Origin of the sequence: Limnohabitans sp. 2KL-1 (genome assembly GCF_003063435.1) — a bacterium.
Taxonomy (GTDB): Bacteria; Pseudomonadota; Gammaproteobacteria; order Burkholderiales; family Burkholderiaceae_C; genus Limnohabitans_A.
This window is the reverse complement of record NZ_NESL01000001.1, coordinates 280,814-295,485: the sequence shown is the minus strand read 5'-3', so window position 1 is coordinate 295,485 and position 14,672 is coordinate 280,814. Positions and strand designations below refer to the sequence as shown.

Sequence of the window (14,672 nt, the reverse complement as noted above, 5' to 3'; positions counted from 1 at the left end):
AGTTAGACGATATTTAAGTAAACATATTTTTAATGTTTTAATGAAAAACAAATCTCCAATATCACAATTTAGCCAGATCGATTCCACCGAATTTTGGATTAATCGGGTATTTATTTTCAAGCGTACTCTATTTAGCGTATGTAAAAGCCAAAAAACTAAGGCATAAACATTTTTAGGATATTCGACATTTTCCCCAATTGGGTAATTTAAATACCAAGTCGTGAATCAGGCCGATTAACTCGGCCAGGGGCTGCAGCGCATGGACTGGCCTTTTGGTGACTGCGCAGGCGGGGCTGGGCTTCGCCCAAGCCGAGCACGGCGGCAAGCTGCCCCGCGAGGCCGAGGCGTGGCGCTTTGTTGAGACAGGGCGCGCAAGTGCCCGGAAGAGTTCGGAGGAACGCGCAACAGGCCCAGGTATCGGCTCAGGCATCTAGGCATCGGCCCTCACATCGGCCCGCAGATCGGCCCAGCCATCACAAAGCCAGCAAGCCCCAGGCCGCAGGGCTCATGCCCAGCGCATGGGCACCTGGAGATCGGCGGTCAGAGTTGGTAAATGCGCCGTGCGTTGCCGCCCAGAACGGCTTGGCGTTCGGGCGCAGTCAAGGGGGCCAACACCTCCAGCGACAACTCGCGCCAGGCGTCATAGGCACCGGCCAGCTCCAGCACGGGCCAGTCGCTGCCCCACAGCAAGCGCTGCGGCCCCCAGATGGCCAACAGGGCCTCACACCAGGGGCGCACGGCTTGCACCGGTTGCCCCTTTGGGGCCTCGGTCCACAGGCCCGAGAGTTTGCACACCACACGCGCCGGGTCGCTCTGGCGGGCCAGCTGCGCCATGGCCTGGGCCCAGTGCGGCAGGGCCTGCGGGTCGATGACGGGCTTGGCCCCATGGTCCACCACCACCGTCAGATCCGGGTGGGCCTGCGTCAGCGCCAGCATGCGCGGCAGGTGCACGGGCTGGATCAGGGCGTCAAAAACCAAACCGTGCCGTGCCATGGCGGCCAGCACGGGCTGGATGGCAGGTTGCAAGATCCAGTCGGGGTCGTCCAGGTCTTGCAGCATGGGGCGCAAGCCTTTGAGCAGGGGCAGCGCGGCGCAGTGCGCGACCTGCGCCAGCGCGTCGGCAGCGAGCATGTCGATCCAGCCCACCACGCCCAGCACCTCGGGATGGCGCTGCGCTTGCTGCAACAAATAAGCGGTTTCTTCGGCTGTGGGCGCGGCTTGCACCAGCACGCCACCGGCAATGCCCCAGTCCCGGGCGTGTGTTTGCCAGTCGCTGACTTGCACATCGCGGTAAATCGGGGCCAGCTCGGGTGTGAGCCAGCCGTAGTCGCCACGCGCCAGTTGCCAAGCATGGAAATGCGCATCGATCATGCGGCACCGCCCGGGGTGGGTGCGTCTTTGGGCAGCCAGCCTTCGTGGCGCAGTTGTTGCCACAGCGCAGCGGGGAGGGTCTCCCGCTCGGCCTGCCGGGCATCGAGCCATTCCTGTGCACTGCGCACGCCCAGCATGACCACTTGGGTGGCCGGGTGGGCCAGCGCAAATTGCAAGGCTGCGGCCCGCAAGCTCACGCCGTGCTGGTCGCACACCGCCTGGATGCCCAGGGCTTTGTCCACCCAGGCCTGTGCAGCGGGGGCGTAGTTGAAGCTCAGGGGGCGGTCGGCCATCACACGGCTGGCCAGGATGCCGGAGTTGAAAACGCCACCCAGCGCCAGCGCCACCCGCCGCGCAATCAACTGCGGCATGAGCGTGGGCAAGGCGGCCTGGTCGAGCAAGGTGTAGCGCCCAGCCAGCATGAGCACATCCAGATCGGCATGGCGCAGCACCTGTTCGACGACTTGGTGGTCGTTCACGCCCAGGCCGATGTGGCTGAGCAAGCCTTGCGCTTTGAGCCGGGCCAGCTCGGGCAAAGTCTCTTGCAGCACCTGGCGCAGCACCGTTGCCGCGTTGGCACCGTGCGTGGCCGCGTCGATGTCGTGGATGTACACAGCGTCCAGCCGCGCCAGGCCCAGGCGCTGCAGGCTGTCTTCGACGCTGCGGCGCACGCCAGCGGCCGACAAATCCCAATGCTGCACAAAGGGCAGGGTGTCGACATAGCCGTGCTGCTCGCGGGACGCGTCGTTCTGCGGCGTGAGCAAACGCCCCACCTTGGACGACAACCGCCAGCTGCTGCGCAGGTGCGGTCGCAGCGCGTCGCCCAAGCGGCGCTCGGACAGGCCGTGGCCGTAATGCGGCGCGGTGTCAAAGGTGCGGCAGCCATCGGCCCAGGCGGTGTCGATCAGGCTGCGCGCTTGCGCATCGCTCAGGGGCTGGAACAGATTGCCCAGTGGCGCGCCGCCCAATCCCAGACGCGCACCATCGGTGCAAGGCAAAAAAGCAGGTTTCATGGCGGCAGGTGAGTGTTCAGGGTCGGACATGGCCTGCATGTTACGGAGCCCGGCACCACATGACCAGCGGTGTGGCAAATGTCGCAAAACAAGGGTAATCACGGGGTCTGCGTCCACCGACTCACGACTAACATGTTAGTCAGTCATGCTGAAAAACATCTCCCCCCTTCTCACACCCGAACTGCTGTTTGGCCTGGCCAAGCTGGGCCATGGCGATGACGTGGCGCTGGTGGATGCCAACTTTCCGGCCGACCGCGTGGCAGAGCAAGCGGGTGCCCGGCTGGTGCAGTTGCCCGGCTTGAGCACCACCGAGGTGCTGCAGGCGGTCTTGAGCGTGTTGCCGCTGGACCACTTTGACCAGCCCAACACCTGGACGATGGAGGTCGTGGGCGATGCGCACGCGGTGCCTCCGCCGGTGGCCGAGTTCAGGCAGCTGCTGCAGGCGCAGGGCGAAGCCGGGCCTGCCGTGCTGGAGCGCTTTGCTTTTTACAAACACGCGAGCAGCGCCAGGCTGGTGGTGCAGACCGGTGACCTGCGCAAATACGCCAACCTCTTGCTGCGCAAGGGCGTGATTTCGACCGACTGAGCTGGCCAGATGAACACCGCATCCACCCACCAGTCGTTGCGCGCCCGCGCTTATGAAAATTTTCGCCAGCAAATCCTGCAGGCCAACGTGCAACCCGGCCAATTCGTCTCGCAGCGCGAACTGATGCAGCTGCTGGACATGCCCTTGGGCGCAGTGCGCGAGCTGATCCCGCGCCTGGAGGCCGAGGGCCTGCTGCGCACCGTGCCGCAGCGCGGCCTGCAAATCGCGCATGTGGACCTGAAACTGATCCACAACGCCTTTCAGCTGCGCGCCATGCTGGAACGCGAAGCGGCGTTGCACTTTGTGCAGTCCGTCAGCGATGCCGATTTGGCCAGCATTGAACAAGCCCACCTGGACATCGTGCAACGCGCCGAGCAAGGCCCGATCACCGACGAGCTGCTGACCGAAGCCACCTCGGTGGACTGGGGCCTGCACGACCTCATGATCGACACCCTGGGCAACGACCTGATTTCGCAGACCTACCGCATCAACAGCCTGCGGGTGCGCCTGATCCACCTGGAGCGTTCGACCTTGTCGGCCGAGGTGTTGCTGCCCGCCATGCAGGAGCACCTGAACCTGATTGCCGCGCTCAAATCTCGCGCGCCCCAGGCGGTGGCCGAGCACGTCGCCTTTCATATCCACAGCGCCCACCAGCGGGTGCTGGGGCAAGACCGCCGCGTGCTGTCCACACCCAGCCGCCAGGACAAACTGACAGCCACACCGGCTTGACCGACTGCTACCCACGCCTTTTCCTCCCCCCCGTCACCCCACACCACGGAGTTCTCTTGACCACCCCCTCGCTCACCAACAGCCGCAATGGCTTTCAGGGCATCTGGCCCGCCATGCTCACGCCGCTCGATGCGCAACTGAACATCGACCACCCCAAACTGGCGGCCCATGCTTTGTCCTTGATCCAGTCCGGCTGCGGCGGTGTGACGATTTTTGGCACCACGGGCGAAGGCCCTTCGTTCTCCTTGCAAGAGCGCAAGCAGGCGGTTGAACAACTGATCACCAACGGCGTGCCCGCCGAGCGCATCATGGTCTCCACCAGCTGCGCCGCTGTCACCGAAACGCTGGAACTCACCCGCCATGCGGTGGACTTGGGCGTGCACGGCTGCCTGGTGCTGCCCCCCTTCTTTTTCAAAGGCATCAGCGACGAAGGCATCCTGAACGGTTACATCCAGATCATCGAGGGCGTGAATCGCCAAGATTGGCGTTTGTACCTGTACCACATCCCCCAGGTGATCGGGGTGAACCTGTCACACGGCGTGATTGCGCAATTGCTGCAACGCTACCCCGGCATCATCGCGGGCATCAAGGACAGCAGCTGCGACCAAGCCCATTCGGTGGCCTTGGCCAAAGCTTTCATGCCGCCACTCACGGTGTACGTCGGTTTTGAACCTGATCTGCCCACCATGGGGCCGATGGGCAGCACAGGCGCCATCAGCGGACTGGCCAACTTCATGCCGCGCATCGTGCACCGCATGGTGCTGGAATCCACCGCCCCCGGCACGGCCCACGATGCACAACGTGTGCAAACCATTTTGGATTTGCTCAAACCCCATTCGCTGATGCCCGCCCTCAAAAGCGTGATGGCGACGTTGCACAATGACCCCAGCTGGTTGCGTGTGCGCCCCCCTCTGGTGGCCATGACGCCCGAGGCCCATGCGGCCTTTGCCCAGCAAGTGCAGCAGTTCAGCATTGACACGACGCGCGAATAAGCCGTTTTTTTCCATTCCTTTCACCCACCACTCCAGGAGACAAGCATGAAAAACACATCCACCCTGCGTCGCGGCCTGTTGGCCGCCAGCGTTTCGGCGCTGGCCCTTGGCAGCATGCTCGGCGTGAGCACGCAAGCCTTGGCGCAAGCCAAAATCCCGATGCGCATTTCCACCCCCGCCGTGCCCGACGACTGGCACGCCAAGATGTGGACTGTGTTCAAGGACGCTCTCGACAAATCCTCGCCCAACCAGTTCGACACCCAGATCAACCTGAACGCTGCGCTGTTCAAGCAGGGCACCGAGCCGGCCGCCATGGCCCGGGGCAACCTGGAGTTGTCGGCGATTTCGGCCTTTGACATGGCCAAGCTGGTGCCCGAGTTTTCGATCTTCACCGCCGGTTATGTGGTGCGCGACCCGGCCCACCAGCAAAAGGTGTTCAACGGCCCCATCGGTGAAGGCCTGTTCAAGACCGTCTCTGAAAAAATGGACGTGACCGTGCTGTCCACCGCCTACCTGGGCACCCGCCAGGTCAACCTGCGCGAAGCACGCAACGTGAAGACGCCAGCCGACCTCAAAGGCATCAAGCTGCGCATGCCCGGCACCAAAGAGTGGTTGTTTTTGGGTGAAGCCCTGGGCGCCACCGCCACACCACTGGCTTTTGGCGAGGTGTATCTGGGCCTGAAAACCGGCACCATCGACGGCCAGGACAACCCGCTGCCCACCGTGCGTGCCGCCAAGTTTTATGAAGTGACCAAACAACTGGTGCTGACCAACCACCTGGTGGACAGCATCTTCATTGCGATCTCGAACAAAACCTGGAACGCCCTGACGCCCGCACAAAAGCAAAACGTCAAGGCCGCTGCGCAAGCCGCCGCCCAGTACAACAACGAGAACCGCATCAAGGAAGAGGGCCAGATCGTGGACTTCTTCAAGCAGCAAGGTTTGCAGGTGACCACGCCCGATCTGGACGCCTTCCGCAAGTCGGTGCAGGACACCTATGCCAAGTCGGACTACGCCAAGGTCTGGCCCGCCGGCATGCTTGAGCGCATCAACAACACCCGCTGAACATGCGTTGGTTCAAAAAAGCCGCCGACACGCTCGGCGGCATCATTTTTCTCTGCCTGTTCCTGACCTTTCTGGTGCAGATCACGGCCCGCTTCGGCTTCAACAAGCCGCTGCCCTGGTCGGACGAACTGGCCGTGATCCTTTACCTTTGGGCCATCTTGTGGGCTGCGGCCTTCATGGTGCCCGAGCGCGAACAGGTGGTGTTTGACCTGCTGTGGAACAGCGCCAGCGTGGGCACACGCCGCGTCATGCGCATCGTGGGCAACCTCATGATTGGTGGGCTGGCCTTGGTGGCCATTCCGGCCAGCTGGGACTATGTGCACTTCATGGCACGCGAGTCGTCGCCGGTGCTGGACATTTCGTTCCAGTGGGTGTTTTTGCCATTCGTGCTGCTGCTGATAGCGCTGGTGGTGCGCAGTGCATTGGGCATCTGGCAAGCGATCAAAGGACAGGGCCTTGAGGCTCAGGGACTTCCAACATGACGATGGCTTTGTGGGCCCTGGTGGGCGTGGTGGTGATCGGCATGCTGCTGCGCATGCCGATCGGTTTTTCAATGCTCATGGCCGGTGTGGCTTATCTGCTGGTCAAAGGGCAAGACCTGGGGCTGGTGGCCGAACAGGTGAGCAACGGCCTGTACAACAGCTATGTGCTGCTGGCGGTGCCGTTGTTTGTGTTCGCGGCCAACATCATGAACGCGGGCACGGTGAGCGAGCGCATTTTTGACTTTTGCCGCATCCTGGTGGGTCGCATGCGCGGAGGCCTGGCGCAGGTGGACATTCTGGTGAGCGTGATTTTTTCGGGCATGAGCGGCAGTGCCATTGCCGACGCCGCCGGGCCGGGCCTGGTCACCATCAAGCAAATGCTCAAAAAGCCCGAATACACGCCCGGCTTTGCCGGTGCGGTGGTGGTGGCCAGTGCCACGCTGGGGCCGATCATTCCGCCGTCGATTCCGATGGTGATTTATGCGCTGGTCTCTGGCGCTTCGGTCGGGGCCTTGTTTCTGGGTGGTGTGGTGCCCGGTGTGTGCATGACCATCTTGATGATGAGCGTGGTGCATTACATCGCCCGCAAGCGCAACATGCCGCGTGAAGACCCCATCCCGCTCAAGGAATGGCCAGCCATCCTGTTCCGGGGTGCTTTGCCGTTGTCCATGCCCATCGTCTTGCTGGGTGGCATTTATTCGGGGGCCTTCACCCCCACAGAAGCCGCTGCCGTAGCGGCCCTGCATGCGCTGGTGTTGGCGGCATTCGTGTTCCGCGCCCTGAGCTGGAAGGCGTTTTGGGGTGTGGTCCTCGAATCGACCCGGTCCAGCGCGGTCATCACCATCATCCTGGCGGGCTCGTTCATGCTGAACTACGCCTTCACCGCCGAAGGCGTGCCGCAGGCCATGGCCGCCTGGGTGGACAACCTGCACCTGAGCCGCCTGCAGTTTTTGTTCATGGTCAATGCCTTGTTTTTGATTCTGGGCTGCTTTTTGGATGTGTCGGTGTTGCTGCTGGTGTTTGTGCCCATGCTGCTGCCTGCGGCCAAGCTGCTGGGGGTGGACCTGGTGCACTTTGGCGTGTTGGTCGTGCTCAACATGATGATCGGCCTGATCCACCCGCCATTTGGCATGCTGCTGTTCGTGACCAAGGCGCTGACGGGCATCCCGATTGGCGACATGATGCGCGAAGGCTGGCTGTTTTTGGTCATGCTGCTGGGCCTGCTGGTGGCCATGACCATCTTCCCTGAAATCGTGTTGTGGCTGCCGCAGACCATGGGTTACGGCACACCGGGAACCACCTGATGGCCGTCGATGTCGTTTGCGTGGCCAGCTGGAATGTGGACCTGATCGCCCACATTCCCCAACCGCTTGAACGCGGCCAAACCCGCATGGCGCAGGCCTTTGAACGCCTGCCCGGCGGCAAGGGCAGCAACGCCGCCATTGCCGCTGCGCGCCAGGGCGCACAGGTCGGCCTGATCGCCCGCATTGGCGGCGACGATTTCGGGCAAATGGGGCTGGACCTGTGGGCCCGTGAAGGCATTGACAGCCAGCATGTGGTGCGCGGCGAGGGCGAAACCAACGGCACCGCGCTGATTTTGGTGTACGAAGACGGCGACAACTCGATTGCCGTGTACCCCGGCGCGGGGGCAGGCCTGACGGCGGCCCATGTGCAGGCAGCCGCTGACATGCTGGCCTCTGTGCGTGTGGTGATGGCTTCTTGCGAAGTGCCGCTGGTGGCCACACGGGCGGCGTTCGAGATCGCCCGCCGTCACGGCGTGTTGACCCTGTTGAACCCGGCTCCGGCCATGCCTTTGCCGGGTGACCTGTGGCCGCTGGTGGATGTGCTCACGCCTAATGAAGGCGAGTTGCTGATGCTGGCCGACGCTCAGGATGTGGAAACCGCCGCGCAGCGCTTGCTGCAGCGGGGTGTGGGTGCGGTGGTGGTGACACTGGGTGAGCGCGGCTGCGCTTTGTTCCGAGCCGATGCCGAGCCGCTGTACATGCCCGGGCACCCCATGCAGGTGGTGGACACGATTGGGGCCGGGGACACCTTCACCGGCACGCTGGCCGCGGCGCTGGCCCGCCAGGCCCCCTGGCCCGAAGCGCTGGCCTGGGCCAATGCGGCGGCCGCCTTGTCCACGCAGGCCAGCGGTGCCGTGACCGCCATGCCCAGCCGGGCAGCGGTGCAAGACTGGCTGCAAGGGGCCAGCACACCCCAGTGAACCCGCCTGGGGCCGGGCCAGCGGGACGCCACTCGATCCACACCGCAGCGTGGCCATAATGCTTTGATGCGTCTGTTTCGCCATCCCGCCCCGAAAGCCCTGGGGCCGTTCAGCTTCTGGCTGTCCTTGCCCCAACTCATCACTTGGGGCAGCGTTTTTTACACCTTCTCCTTGCTCATGACGCCGTTGGAGGCCGAACTGGGCATGACCCGCGCCGAGTCATCACTGGCCTTCAGCCTGGCGCTGCTGGCCGAGGGCCTGATGGCCTATCTGGTGGGCCGCTGGATCGATGCCGGGCACGAACGCACGGTGATGACCGTGGGCTCGGCCTGGATCGGGCTGGGCCTGCTGGGGCACAGCCAAGTGGACTCGGTCGCCGGGTTTTATGCCGCCTGGGTTTGGCTGGGGCTGGGCATGGCCGCTACGCTCTACAACCCGGCCTTTGCCATCGTCACGCGGCGCTATGGGCAAGACTTTCGACGCGCCATCATCACCCTCACGTTTTTGGGCGGGCTGGCCAGCACGGTGTTCATTCCGTTGTTTGACTGGTGGATGGGTCTGTGGGGCTGGCGGCAGGCGCTGTGGGCTTTGGCCGCCTTGCAGTTCGCGGTTTGCTTGCCCATGCACGGCTGGTTGTTGCAAGGTGCCCCGCAGCGGCCCACCCAGGCCCCGCACCGGTCGCAGCACACCCCGGCCCACCCGGAGCCCCTGCGTGCACACCTGCGCCGTGCCCCGTTTTGGCTGCTGGCTTTGTTCATGGTGCTGATGATGTCGGTCACCTCGGCACTGCCTGCGCACATGATCGCCCTGCTGCAGGAATCGGGCCTGTCTGCCGCCTGGGTGATCGCGGTGCCCGCAGCCATTGGCGTGATTCAGGTGCTGGGGCGGCTGCTGCTGTTGGTGTTTGAGCGCCGCTGGGATGTGCACACCGCCAACCGGTGGATACCGCTGCTGATCCCGGCGGGTGTTTTGGTGCTGCTGGCCGGTGGACTGAGCCCGGTCGCCTCGCTGGTGTTTGTGGTGCTGTACGGCCTGGGCAACGGCATGAACACCATCGTCAAGGGCACGGCCATGGCGCAGTACGTGAGCGCCGCGCATGTGGGCCAGCTCAATGGCCTGCTGGGCCTGCCGATTGCGCTGGCGCGTGCGGCTGCGCCTTTGACCTTGGGCCTGCTGTGGTCACCCCAGCACGGCTACACACTCGCGCTGTGGTGGCTGTTGATCGCCAGCGTCTTGGGCACCGGGGCCTTGTGGCTGGCCCAACGTCAGGCACGCTGAACAACGGGTGCCACGACAGGGCTGGCGCTGACACAGGCCCTCAGGGTGCCAGCGGCTCAGGGCTGCAACGCGTCGGTCAGCAAGATGCGCTTGTTGTCGCGGCTGCGCCGTGCATGTTCGCGCATCAATGATTCCGCGCGCGAGCCTTCCCCCGCCAGGATGGCGCTGACAATGTCCTCATGGTCTTGTTGCGCACGCTGGATGAAAGCGTGTTCGAGCTTGGGCGCGATGCCGTGCAAGCTCAGCGCCTGCGCACCGGCCAGCGGCATTTTGGCGATCACCGTGACGGCACTGCCCAAAGCCGTGTTGCCCGACGCCGAGATCAAGGTGGCATGAAAGCGTGCGTTCATGGCCACCCAGCGCGGTGCATCCAGCTCAAAAGCCTGGCCTGCTGCTTGTTGCAACAAATCACGCCCCTCCTGAACGCAGGCCCGCAAGACGTCACGGTCTGCCGCGCTGGGCTGGCGCTCGGCCACCAAACGTGCCGCCATGCCCTCCAGCACGCCCCGCACATCGATGGCATCGGCCAGTTCGTTGGCGCTGAAGGCCTTGACGCGAAAACCCCGGGTCGGCAAGCGCTCCAGCAAACCTTCCTTGGTCAGTTCTTCAAAGGCCAGCCGGATCGGCGTGCGCGACACGCCCAGGTCTGCCGACACATTCAACTCGACCAGCCGCTCGCCTGGCGCATACAAGGCAGAGCCGATCCGGCGGCGAAGTTCATTGGCGACGTTGTCGATTTGGGTGACCATGCGGCGAGTGTAGCGCCTCGTTTTGCATGCAAATTTTATCTTTATTGGATTTTTTATCGTATTTGACCTAATATTGCATGCATTACAAAGGAGACTTCGATGAAGCACACACGTCGCACTGCCCTGCACGCCATCGCCTGCCTGGCGATCATGAACACGGCATGGGCCCAAAACAGCACCGACGCTTACCCCACCAAAGCCATCCGGGTGGTGGTCCCGTTCGTGGCGGGCGGCGGTGGGGACAATCAGGCCCGGCTGATCCTGACGCGGGTTTCGCAGGAACTCGGCCAGGCCTTTGTCTTTGACAACGTGGCCGGTGCGGGCGGGAATGTGGGGGCCATGAACGTGGCGCGGGCCAACCCCGACGGCTACACCTTGCTGTACGGCACCAATGGCACCCACGGCATCAACCACGCGCTGTACAAAAACGCGGGCTTCAATCCCCGCAAGGACTTTGAACCGGTCGGCCGCCTGAGCAGCATTCCCGCCATGCTGGTGGTGCGGCCCGGCCTGGCCGCCACCAATGTGGCGGAACTGGTCAAACTGCTCAAGGCCAAGCCCGGCAGCCATTCGTTTGCGTCAGCGGGCAACGGCACCACCTCGCACCTGACGGGAGAGATGTTCAAAGCCCAGGCCGGGGTGGATGCGGTGCATGTGCCCTACAAGGGCGGTGCCCCGGCCATGGTTGATCTGATTGGCGGTCGCGTTGACTTCATGATCGACGTGATGCCCAACACAGCCCCCCAGGTGCGCGGTGAACGCGTCAAGGCGCTGGCGGTAACGTCTGCACAGCGACTGGGCAGCTTTCCCAGCGTCCCCACCCTGATGGAGTCCGGTCTGGAAGGCTTTCAGGTCTCGGCCTGGGATGCGGTGTTCGCCCCTGCGGGCACCCCCACGGCCATTGTGGAAAAGCTCAACACCGCCATCAACAAAGCCCTGAACGATCCTGAACTGCGCAAGCAACTCGCCAGCCGTGGCAGCGAGGTTTATCCCAGCTCCAGTGCAGAACTGGGCCGATTCATCGGCAGTGAAATGGAGCGCTGGGGCATGGCCGTGAAACGCTCCGGCGCCGCCATCGATTGACACCGCTTTGACCCGATTTGCACCATGACTGAATTGAACCACTACGCCGGTTTGCCGATCCCGCTGGCACCGGCCATCACCGACACCAAGCATTTTTACCAAGCGCTGGACAACTTCACGCGCACCTTCGCCTTTCGCGCTGGTGACGAAGTGCTGGTGCTGGCCGACCCCTTGCTGGACACCCGGGTCATTGACGCCGTGCACGGCCATGCCAAGGCACTCGGGGCCACAGTGCGCGTCTACATGGAGCCCAGTTCGCGCGTGACGGAAATTCCCGATGCGGTCAAACCCATCCTGGAGCGGGCCAGCTTCGTGGTATCGACCTGGTTTTGCTCGGTGTTCGACCCCTTTTGCCTGGCCTTGCGCAAAAAGGGCCAGCGCTGGGTCAAGATCACCTATTTCCGCAACCTGGACCTGCTGCACACGCCGCAAGCGCGCTTTCCGATTGACCTGGTGGGCGAGATCACCCGGGCCACGGCACGGCGCTATCCCCAAGGCACACCCTTCGACCTGCATTTCACCGACGAGCGCGGCAGCGATTTCCGCATCGGCTTCACGCCCGAAATGCGCGACAACCAACTCGGCACCAACCGCTGGCGCGGCAAGATGACAGCGGAGGAAGATGGCTGCTACGTGCATTACCTGGCATCGCACGGCCCCAACCTGTGGGACCACAACGCCGTCAAAAATGACATGTCGGTGCCCACCCGCATGAGCGGCGTGCTCTACCCCCAATGGGCCGTGGGTTTTGCCCAGCCGTTCAAGGAACGCATTGGCGTGTTCTTTGACGGTGAATACATCAGCCAGGTGACCGGTGAATCCGATGACGCCCGGCTGCTGCGGGACATGCTGATCGGTGGGCGCATGATCGAAGGCGGCGGCTGCGGCTTCAACCCCAAGGCACCGCGCCACACCATCTACCCGGCAGGCTCCAACGCACCGGGGGCCTTGCACTTCGGGATTGATTTGGTCAAACCGGCCGACTACATCCGACGCACCATGCCCGACTGGGAAGAACCCCCGATTCACGTCGACCTGGTCACCCTGGACGCCACCGTCACAGCAGGTGACCAGATGCTCATCGACAAGGGTTTTTTGTGTGCCCTGCGTGACCCCGAAGTGGTGGCCATGGCCCAACACTACGGCGACCCGCTGGAACTGCTGGAAACCACGGTTTATTGAGGTCTGATGACCCACGCGCGCATGGTTTGATGGCCCAGGGTAGCGGTTTTGCGCGGGTGGGGGAGTTTCGGCTTGTGAGCCGTTGCGGTAAATGCTAGCTCAGCCAAGCGGTCGTTCAGGAATGGCGGCGTTAGATGCCACTCGGATCAAACCCCGCAGCGACGCACTCTGACGCTTGCATGGAGTCCAAGCATGGCACCAGCCATGAGGCGTTGCAGTGTGCATCTTGGAATATTTTACTAAAATGCATGAAAATTCAATGAAGAAACATTCATGCCCGCTGCTGCTTCCATGCATAACCCGTCTTTGAAGGGTGCCACTGCGCACCTGGCGGCAGGCTTGCGCGCGGGCCACGTCTACCGGCGCGAAGATTTGGCTTTTCTGAGCAATGCCATTGATCGGCATCTGCGCGAACTGATGGCCATGGGCAAGCTTCAAAAACTGGCCCAAGGGCTTTACCACGCACCCAAACAATCCAGCTTTGGTCCACTCCCGCCTGCCGACGATCAGGTGGTGAAAGGCTTTCTGCGGGACAAGGAATTTCTGGTGTTCTCGCCCTCGTCTTACAACGCAGTTGGCCTGGGCACCACCCAGCTCTACAACCGCACCCTGGTCTACAACCACAAGCGCCATGGTGTCTTCCAACTGGGAAACCGACAGTTTGACTTCCGGGTGAAACCACGCTTTCCCAAAAAGCTGAGCCGAGAGTTCCTCTACGTGGATTTGCTCAACAACCTGGACGAACTGGCCGAAGACCGCGATGTGGTGCTCAGCCAGGCACGCAGCAAGTTGTCCTCCTTTGATCTCAAGCGCTTGCAAGAGGCTGTCCAAAGCTACGGCAACATGGCCACACGCAAACGCTTTCGGGAGTGGATGGGTGCTTGAATTTCTTCACGACCGGCGCGACTTCGACCAATTGCTTGCGGTCGTGGCCAACGAGCGGGGGCTTGATCCCATGTTGGTCGAAAAAGACTACTGGATCATGCATGGCCTGTGGGGCCTTCAGGCTCAGGGCTTTGTGTTCGAGCTCAAAGGTGGCACGTCCTTGTCCAAAGGCTTTGGCGTGATTCATCGGTTTTCGGAGGACATTGACATCCGCATCGAGCCACCGGAGGACTTGGACGTGAAAACCGGTCGCAACCAGGACAAGCCGGCACACATCGCATCGCGGCTGGCCTTTTACGACGAACTGGCCAAACGCATCCGTATTCCTGGCGTCGACAGCGTAGAGCGGGACACTTTCTTTGATGATGACAAGATGCGCAGCGCAGGCATTCGCCTGAACTATGCCCCGCGCACGACCACCTTGTCCGGCGTGAAAGATGGCATCTTGCTGGAGCTGGGGTTTGATGACACGGCGCCCAATCGCGCTGTGACCATTTCTTCGTGGGCTTTGGAGTTTGCCCGGGATCGAGGTGTTCAGGTCTTAGATAACCGCGCTGTGGATGTGCCTTGTTATGCGCCCACGCACACCTTCGTTGAAAAACTCCAGACCATCTCGACCAAGTACAGGCGGCTGGCCGAGGCCAAGGCCTTCCCCGCCAATTTCCTTCGGCACTATTACGACGTGTACTGCCTCCTTGGTCTTCAGGAGGTGCAAGCGTTCATGCAGACGACCGCATACAAAGCACGCAAGGTTCAGCGCTTCCGGTCCGGTGATGAGTTGGTCATTGCCAAGAATCCTGCATTCAGCCTGAGTGATCCTGTGCAGCGAGACCTCTTCGCACGGGAATACCGCAAATCATCTGCACTTTACTACCGAGGTCAGCCTGAATTTGACCAACTGCTTGCCAGGATTAAGGCGCATCTGAATTCGATGTAACTCTCGAACTTGGGATGGGCACCAGGTCGCAAGCAGTCATTCTCCGGGTTCATTGCAAGCTGCCCCTTGATCTGTGACTTCTGTGGGTTGTAGACC

15 protein-coding genes are annotated in these 14,672 nt (G+C 62.4%); 12 read left to right on the top strand and 3 right to left on the bottom strand.

Features of this window, described 5'->3' with window-relative positions:
* Nucleotides 1–540: 540 nt before the first annotated feature.
* Together B9Z47_RS01375 and B9Z47_RS01370 are read right to left on the bottom strand one after the other, a co-directional pair.
* A complete protein-coding gene (locus B9Z47_RS01375) occupies nt 541–1,371 on the bottom strand; it encodes an amidohydrolase (RefSeq protein ID WP_108329470.1) in 831 nt (276 codons plus the stop codon).
* Nucleotides 1,368–2,414 (bottom strand): aldo/keto reductase, encoded by a 1,047-nt coding sequence (locus B9Z47_RS01370; RefSeq protein ID WP_233253605.1) that lies wholly within the window; start codon nt 2,412–2,414, stop codon nt 1,368–1,370. The genes B9Z47_RS01375 and B9Z47_RS01370 overlap by 4 nt, the downstream gene beginning before the upstream one ends.
* A gap of 115 nt (nt 2,415–2,529) precedes the next feature.
* Here B9Z47_RS01370 and B9Z47_RS01365 point away from each other — a divergent pair, with 115 nt between their 5' ends.
* From B9Z47_RS01365 to B9Z47_RS01330, 8 genes are all read left to right on the top strand, one after another.
* The gene (locus B9Z47_RS01365; RefSeq protein ID WP_108329469.1) at nt 2,530–2,970 is read left to right on the top strand and encodes an RbsD/FucU family protein; all 441 of its coding nucleotides are present in this window, start codon (nt 2,530–2,532) and stop codon (nt 2,968–2,970) included.
* Between the two features lie 9 nt (nt 2,971–2,979).
* Nucleotides 2,980–3,699 (top strand): GntR family transcriptional regulator, encoded by a 720-nt coding sequence (locus B9Z47_RS01360; protein ID WP_108329468.1) that lies wholly within the window; start codon nt 2,980–2,982, stop codon nt 3,697–3,699.
* 56 nt (nt 3,700–3,755) lie between these two features.
* On the top strand, nt 3,756–4,691 hold the full coding sequence (locus B9Z47_RS01355; protein ID WP_233253604.1) for a dihydrodipicolinate synthase family protein: 936 nt from the start codon (nt 3,756–3,758) through the stop codon (nt 4,689–4,691).
* A gap of 45 nt (nt 4,692–4,736) precedes the next feature.
* The gene (locus tag B9Z47_RS01350; protein WP_108329467.1) at nt 4,737–5,756 is read left to right on the top strand and encodes a sialic acid TRAP transporter substrate-binding protein SiaP; all 1,020 of its coding nucleotides are present in this window, start codon (nt 4,737–4,739) and stop codon (nt 5,754–5,756) included.
* Nucleotides 5,757–5,758: 2 nt separating this feature from the next.
* Nucleotides 5,759–6,238 (top strand): TRAP transporter small permease, encoded by a 480-nt coding sequence (locus B9Z47_RS01345; RefSeq protein WP_108329466.1) that lies wholly within the window; start codon nt 5,759–5,761, stop codon nt 6,236–6,238.
* The gene (locus B9Z47_RS01340) at nt 6,235–7,542 is read left to right on the top strand and encodes a TRAP transporter large permease (protein WP_108329465.1); all 1,308 of its coding nucleotides are present in this window, start codon (nt 6,235–6,237) and stop codon (nt 7,540–7,542) included. Before B9Z47_RS01345 ends, B9Z47_RS01340 begins: the two co-directional genes overlap by 4 nt.
* Nucleotides 7,542–8,462 (top strand): ribokinase, encoded by a 921-nt coding sequence (locus tag B9Z47_RS01335; protein ID WP_108329464.1) that lies wholly within the window; start codon nt 7,542–7,544, stop codon nt 8,460–8,462. The genes B9Z47_RS01340 and B9Z47_RS01335 overlap by 1 nt, the downstream gene beginning before the upstream one ends.
* Nucleotides 8,463–8,528: 66 nt before the next feature.
* On the top strand, nt 8,529–9,740 hold the full coding sequence (locus B9Z47_RS01330; protein ID WP_108329463.1) for an MFS transporter: 1,212 nt from the start codon (nt 8,529–8,531) through the stop codon (nt 9,738–9,740).
* A 56-nt stretch (nt 9,741–9,796) separates the two neighbouring features.
* Here the strand turns inward: B9Z47_RS01330 and B9Z47_RS01325 are convergent, their stop codons facing one another.
* Complete coding sequence (locus B9Z47_RS01325) at nt 9,797–10,489, bottom strand: GntR family transcriptional regulator (RefSeq protein ID WP_108329462.1); 693 nt, start codon at nt 10,487–10,489, stop codon at nt 9,797–9,799.
* Nucleotides 10,490–10,588: 99 nt separating this feature from the next.
* Between B9Z47_RS01325 and B9Z47_RS01320 the strand changes: the two genes are divergently transcribed.
* The 4 genes from B9Z47_RS01320 (at nt 10,589) to B9Z47_RS01305 (ending at nt 14,576) form a co-directional block, all read left to right on the top strand.
* Entirely contained in the window at nt 10,589–11,572 is a 984-nt protein-coding gene (locus B9Z47_RS01320; RefSeq protein WP_108329461.1) for a tripartite tricarboxylate transporter substrate binding protein, read from the top strand.
* 24 nt (nt 11,573–11,596) lie between these two features.
* The gene (locus B9Z47_RS01315; RefSeq protein WP_108329460.1) at nt 11,597–12,754 is read left to right on the top strand and encodes a hypothetical protein; all 1,158 of its coding nucleotides are present in this window, start codon (nt 11,597–11,599) and stop codon (nt 12,752–12,754) included.
* A 273-nt stretch (nt 12,755–13,027) separates the two neighbouring features.
* Entirely contained in the window at nt 13,028–13,639 is a 612-nt protein-coding gene (locus B9Z47_RS01310) for a hypothetical protein (protein ID WP_199226233.1), read from the top strand.
* On the top strand, nt 13,632–14,576 hold the full coding sequence (locus B9Z47_RS01305) for a nucleotidyl transferase AbiEii/AbiGii toxin family protein (RefSeq protein WP_108329459.1): 945 nt from the start codon (nt 13,632–13,634) through the stop codon (nt 14,574–14,576). Before B9Z47_RS01310 ends, B9Z47_RS01305 begins: the two co-directional genes overlap by 8 nt.
* Nucleotides 14,577–14,672: the final 96 nt, after the last annotated feature.